Origin of the sequence: Dyella sp. (assembly GCF_035508675.1) — a bacterium.
Taxonomy (GTDB): domain Bacteria; phylum Pseudomonadota; class Gammaproteobacteria; order Xanthomonadales; family Rhodanobacteraceae; genus Dyella_B.
The window spans coordinates 1-6,113 of record NZ_DATJMN010000312.1 but is presented as its reverse complement, the minus strand read 5'-3'; the positions used below and the strand labels follow the sequence as shown (position 1 = coordinate 6,113).

Annotated in this window: 6 protein-coding genes; 2 read left to right on the top strand and 4 right to left on the bottom strand. The window is 60.3% G+C overall.

All coding sequences use genetic code 11. From position 1 onward, the window contains the following. The 3 genes from VMA74_RS16610 to VMA74_RS16600 all read right to left on the bottom strand — a co-directional run. Positions 1 to 168 (bottom strand): LysR family transcriptional regulator (locus VMA74_RS16610; protein ID WP_325368960.1); only part of this gene is annotated, 168 nt, incomplete at its 3' end. 38 nt (positions 169 to 206) lie between these two features. Beyond that, positions 207 to 1,472: a beta-ketoacyl-ACP synthase II gene (gene fabF, locus VMA74_RS16605; RefSeq protein ID WP_325368956.1), complete on the bottom strand. Its 1,266-nt coding sequence runs from the start codon at positions 1,470 to 1,472 to the stop codon at positions 207 to 209. A gap of 99 nt (positions 1,473 to 1,571) precedes the next feature. Further along, positions 1,572 to 2,081 carry a helix-turn-helix domain-containing protein gene (locus VMA74_RS16600; RefSeq protein ID WP_325368954.1) on the bottom strand — a complete coding sequence of 170 codons (510 nt, stop codon included), beginning with the start codon at positions 2,079 to 2,081 and terminating at the stop codon, positions 1,572 to 1,574. A gap of 143 nt (positions 2,082 to 2,224) precedes the next feature. Here VMA74_RS16600 and VMA74_RS16595 point away from each other — a divergent pair, with 143 nt between their 5' ends. After that, entirely contained in the window at positions 2,225 to 2,719 is a 495-nt protein-coding gene (locus tag VMA74_RS16595) for a PaaI family thioesterase (RefSeq protein ID WP_325368952.1), read from the top strand. A gap of 30 nt (positions 2,720 to 2,749) precedes the next feature. Then, positions 2,750 to 3,727: an NmrA family NAD(P)-binding protein gene (locus VMA74_RS16590; protein ID WP_325368950.1), complete on the top strand. Its 978-nt coding sequence runs from the start codon at positions 2,750 to 2,752 to the stop codon at positions 3,725 to 3,727. A 397-nt stretch (positions 3,728 to 4,124) separates the two neighbouring features. Here VMA74_RS16590 and VMA74_RS16585 read toward each other — a convergent pair whose 3' ends face one another. Then, positions 4,125 to 6,086, bottom strand: a complete 1,962-nt coding sequence (locus VMA74_RS16585; RefSeq protein WP_325368958.1) for a relaxase/mobilization nuclease and DUF3363 domain-containing protein — start codon at positions 6,084 to 6,086, stop codon at positions 4,125 to 4,127. Positions 6,087 to 6,113 lie beyond the last annotated feature (27 nt).

Here is a 6,113-nt window from a genome sequence, read left to right as displayed (position 1 = left end):
GCGGGTGCTGCGAGTGGTGCGCACAAAGAGCTGGATGCCGAGGTCTTCCTCCAGTTCTTTGATCGCACGTGAAAGCGGCGACTGCTCAATGTGCAACCGTTCGGCAGCACGCGCAAAGTGGAGTTCTTCCGCGACTGCAAGAAAACAGCGGAGATGCCGGATGTCCATTGCTTTTCGCCTCCACGATCACAGTGCCCGGCCCCTGACTAACTAATGCGGCGGAACAAAACACTGGCGTTCACACCACCAAAACCAAACCCGTTGGAAATGGCATAGTCGATTTCCATTCGCCGGGGGGATGTATGTACAACGTCCACCCCGGCAGCCATTTCATCCGGCATTTCCAGATTGAGTGTCGCCGGAGCGATTTGATCTCGTATGGCGAGTGCCGTAAAAATGGCCTCAACCCCACCGGCGGCACCCAGTAAATGTCCCGTAGCAGACTTCGTAGCAGAGACGGCTAAATTTCCGGTCGCCCCAAACACCGCCCTAATGGCGTTCAATTCGCTGCTGTCGCCAAGTTGAGTGGACGTTGCATGTGCGTTCAGGTGTTGAACGGAAGTCGCGGCAATACCTGCCTGTCCTAGAGCCAATTCCATCGCTCTGCGTGCGCCGTTGCCGTCGGCCGGTGTCGATGTCATATGGTAGGCATCTGAACTCGTTCCATAGCCGACCAGCTCAACGATCGGCGTTGCGCCCCGATCTAGCGCGTGTTCGAGTTCTTCGATAACAAGGAGTCCAGCCCCTTCACCGATGACGAATCCATCACGCGCCCGATCGAAGGGGCGCGAAGACTGTGCCGGATGGTCGGCGAAGCTCGTGGAAAGAGCCCGGGCAGCCGCAAACGCGCCAATGCTAACCCTATCAATGCACGCCTCCGCCCCACCACACAGCGCAATGTCAGCCTCGCCCGATCGAATCAAGCGGGCGGCGTCACCAATGGCTTGGACACCCGCTGCGCAAGCTGTAACTGGGGCACCGATTGGACCCTTAAAGCCATGCCGAATTGCAACACTTCCAGCTGCCATGTTCGCCAAGAAGCTGGGAATGGTGAATGGGGATAGACGGCGAGGCCCTTTGGTATCGGTGGTTCGTACTGCGTCCGCAATCGCTCCAAATCCACCAATGCCAGACGCAATGATAGTGGCGGTCCTTGTTCGCTCATCTTCACTCGTAGGGGACCACTTCGCGTGGTCCAACGCCTCCTTTGCCGCCGCGAGAGCAAGAAGGATAAAGCGATCCATTTTCTTCTGGTCTTTGACGTCAGCAGCTAAATTTGGATCGAAACCGGCCGAATACCCATCCTTATAATCAGGAACCAGGCCACCGATTTTTGCCGGGATGCCGTCAACGATTTCAGGTGGCAGAGCGACGATGCCGGAGTCGCAGTTAAGCAACCTACGCCACACGTGTTCCAGACCGCACCCGAGGGGCGAGATTATTCCCATACCAGTTACAACAATTCTTTTCATACTCACTCCACTCAATCATCAAAAATTGCGAGCGTTTGCCGCGACAAAATTAACGTCCTCCATGTCGACAGATGCGTTGGTTGTCGAAGGGCAATCGCCTCACGCTCGCTCATTCGCTGCGCGCTTTGTGGCCATTCGCGCAAAACGCTCTTTGATGATCGCGTCGGCAGCGAGTCCAGGCGCTACTACATGACTGTCCCGCGTGATCGGCTGCCCTGTCTCCAGGTCCACAAATCCGATCCGTGCGGGCCGTCCCGATGCCTTGTCGAGCAATTGAATGGCGCGCCCCTCCGGCGATAGGCGCTCGCCCCCCCATTCAATAAGAGCCAACATCACCGGACGGAATGACCAGCCGAGTTCGGTCAGGACGTATTCGTACCGGGGAGGCTTGCTGCTGTACTGGACGCGATCCAACAGCCCGGCGCCAACCAAGTCGGACAATCGTCGGGTGAGCATGTTCGACGCAATACCAAGGCTCTCTTCGAACTCGTCAAAGCGGGTCAAGCCATACATGGCATCGCGCAGGATGAGGATGCTCCACCACTCTCCAACGCGGCTGAGGCTGCGAGCCACGGGACAAGGCCACGCGCTTAGATCAATACGTTTCATCTGATATCCCCTTCCTCAACCACTTGCTTGCATGATGCAAGTTATAATAAACTTGCATCATGCAAGTGACAAGCCTTCGTCACGAGCACCTGCCGGCCAGGGGCGTCTACCCGCATCCCGCCGGTGTCAAAAGGAGTCTCTTTATGAGCCTTGCTCAAGAAGTTGGAAGAGGCCTGGATGGCCTCTCGCAGCTGCGTGCACTGCTGGCCTCCGGACGGAAACCAGGCATCTTGCGGTCGTTGGATTTTGACTTCGCCGAGGTTGCGAAGGGCTGGGCGCTGTTTATAGGCACGCCCGGCGAACACGCCTACAACCCGCTCGGTACGGTACATGGCGGCTATGCAGCCGCCTTGCTCGACTCGGCTTGTGGCTGTGCCGTTCACTCCCAGCTTTCCGCGCAACAGGGGTACACCACGCTGGAATTAAAGGTGGCATACCACAAGCCGATCACGCGCGAAACAGGGCCAATGCGTGCGGAAGGCCGCATCGTATCTATCGGTCGCCGTGTCGCCTTTGCCACCGCTGATTTGCTCGATGCGAATCAGCGACTGTATGCGTCGGCAACATCGACCTTGCTCGTCATTGACACGGAACCGGATAGCGCCCGTGGCAAACCCAAAGACCAAACTTCGAATTGATTTCACCTCGCCATTACGAAGGAGAAAGACATGCCATCTGATAAGTCATCGGATATTCAACCGTCAAAAGCCGTTCTCGTGACGGGGGCGACAGGTCGACATGGAGGCACCTCCGCGCATCTGGTCACGGCCCTTTTGGAAGCTCAGCGACCGGTACGGGTGCTCGCCCGGACTAAAAGCGAACGAACTGAGGTGCTAGCTGCGCAGGGAGCGGAGATCGTCTTTGGGGACTTCAACAATCGACGCAGCCTCATTGCGGCGCTCGATGGAGTTGGCACTGCAACTTTCACCTATCCGGTCGCCGCAGGCATCGTACCGGCTGCCGCAAACTTCGCCTCCGCCGCAAGGGAAACGAAGGCGCCAGTTCGCGTCGTCGTCATGTCGATGGCCGTCGCGCGTCCAGACAGTTTAAGTCCCTTGGGACAGGCGCAATGGCTTGCCGAAGAAGTGCTTACCTGGTCAGGTCTTGATCTCTGCATCCTCCGAATTGCCGCACTGTTCTTTGAAAACATACCCGCATTGCATGGTCCGTCGATAAGCCGTGCCGCTGAGTTTTCTAACAGCTTCGGTGATGCAGACGTTCCATGGATTAGCGGCCTCGATGCAGCAAGGCTAATGGTCGCAGCTGTACTCCAGCCGGAGTTGTTTGCCGGCAAGACCATTCACTACCCACCCGGCGCAGAGCTTCGGAGCCACCACCAGATTGCGGCAATGCTGAGCGCCGAACTTGGCAAACAAGTCCGGTTCAGCAGTGCCACTCCACAGCAATGGGCTGCGGCGCTGCGTGAGTTGTCAAAGGAAGATCCGACCGAGGTCATCAATACAGACATGGCAGGCCACATTTCTGCGGTTGGGGCCATGCTGGCATCAGCCAAGGCCCTAGCACGAGACCCTGACCCCATTGAGCTGCAGCGTCTTACCGGAAAATTGCCGCTCTCGTTGAAGGAGTTCATCGCGCAAAATCGCGTCGCATTCGACCAATCCTATCGCTCGGCAGAGGCGCGATAAAATCCACGTCCTCGGTGACGTGCATCCTGCCAACGGTGTCGGCATCTGGCTGTGCACGTCAATCCGTGCGGACAAAGACACCCTCCACATTGGTGAAAATTCCAACTTCCAGAGCACGTCATCCTGCATGTAGGTTCTGGCCATCCTTTGACGATCGATGCGAATGTCATCCCAACCATACAAGGAGTTCTTTGATCGTAACGCCGACTATTGACTGGAGCGCTCAGAAAGAAGCTTCATGGCGGCGTTCGATTGCAGGTGGTAAAAGTCTGGCTTCGCCCGAACGGAATCTCCTGCCAGCTAGAGCAAGCGAGAGATTCTCGAAGCCATGATGTTCGGTGAGTTGCTATAGCCGGTGAAAAGAATTGGCATGTCACGAAAAGCTTGTAATCAAAACTTAGCCAATCGTGAGCCCTCGCGTCCGTCCAACAACGTCCCATGACACGCCGCCACCGCACACCATCGCAGCAAGCTGCTGTCCCAGCCGCTGTTCGATCACCGGTTTCCACGGCACCAGCGAGAAGCCCATGCCATCGTCGAGCATGGCGTAGCGTCCGCTGGCAAGCATGATGCTGCGACGGTAGATGCCGGCCACGCGCTGCCCGTCTACCACGGGACGATGCTCCAAGCCGGTTTCACTAGCGATGGTCTTTGCCGCCTGGATCACTTCCCGATTACGCAGCGTCGCCAGCAGATTACGTGCCAGGATCACGCGCTGCCCACGCCGCTCGGCCAGTCCCTGTTCGACTAGGAAGTCGGCGCGCTGCCGCATGGCTTGCTTGGCCTCCCCGCCAAAGCCTAGATCGCTCAATCCCTGGCCACCGCCGATCAACTGCTGATCCAGCCAAGTGGCACCGACCGCGCGCGCCTGTCGCTCGATGGGCAGGTGCGACTTCAGCTCCACGGCCACGCCGCCCAGGCGCTGCGCGTCGTATTGGCGGCCTCGTTCGGCCAAGTCGCCGGGCACGCGCCAGACACCTTCGGCCGCGCGCTCCACGATGCCGGCGCGACGCAGAGCTTCGAGCCTGCGCACATGCGCTGCTACCACCTCGCGCGGGTCGCGGTCGGGCATCGCCTGACTTTGGGCAACGGCCAGGTGATGATCGGTGCGATACACGCCATCGACGGCCAGCGCAGCAATGTTGCGGTCGGCGGCGCGCACATCGACCGCGCCTTTCACCTCCACCACGGCGCCGATTGGGTACTGCTCCAGCTCGGAGCGCAGCGGCAGTCCGACGTAGTGTGCCTTGCCATCCGTGCCATCGACGATCAGATAGCCCTTGCCGTACAGCTCGTCGGCCAATCCCTTGCCGACGACGCGACCGATGACGGCGCGGCCATCCTCGCCTGTCTGGAATACGGCCAGCTCGCGCTGCCTGCCACTCATGGCCCGCTGCATCGTGCGGATGATGTCTCCGCGCTCGCCCATCGCCCGCAGGGTCAGTTCGGCCTCGGCATGGACGGCCCACACGCCAGACCGCTGCTCAGTCACCAGCCCCATGCGCTGCAAGCATTGCAGGCGGCCGATCAGCACCTGCCGCTGGCGTTGCAGCCGAGGTTCGACAAAGCGTTCGATGTGTACCAGGCCATCGTCACCGACTTCGCGCTGCAAGGTGCGATCCAGGTGCGTCCACCGCTCTTGATCGACTTCGCGCTGCATGGCGCGCTGCATCTCCAGCTCGGTGCGCGGCCCCAGCCACTCGGTCGCCAGTTCCGACGCCCGTCGGCGCATCCCCTCGGCGATGTAGTCACGGGAGATGATGAGGTCTTTGCCGGTGTCGTCCCTGCCGCGCAAGACGACGTGCGCGTGCGGGTTGTCGGTGTTCCAGTGATCGACTGCGACCCATTCCAGCCGCGTGCCCAAGTCGGCCTCCATACGCGCCATCAGGTGCCGGGTGTAGGTGCGCAGGTCGTCGAGCTGTTCGGCATCCTCCGGCGAGACGATGAACCGGAACTGGTGTCGGTCGCCTTCGCCGCGCTCCTTGAACGCTTCGAGGTCGGCGGCATCGGTCGTCGGCCCGTAGGCGTGACCCGGCCCACCCTGGCGATCGACGCCTTCGCGCTCGATGTATCGCAGGTGCGCTGCAGTCGAACGGGAGCCGGCCTGCGCCAGATTGACCAGCCGGGCCTTGATTGTCACGCGCCGCGCATTCGCCCCGAGTCCACGACCGGCGAAGCGCGCCGCGACATGGCCGCGGCCCAGCCGGGAACCGGGCCGCTGGCCGACTTTGCCAGCCGCCTTGCCGAGCTTGGCACCGGCCTGGTTGGTTTGGCGTAGCACCTTGTTGATGAAGGCGTCGCCGCGCTGCTTCGGCGCACCGGGACGGACGCGGAATCGGTCATCGTCGCGCTGGCTCATGGTGCGGCTCCATCCAAGACCGGCGCA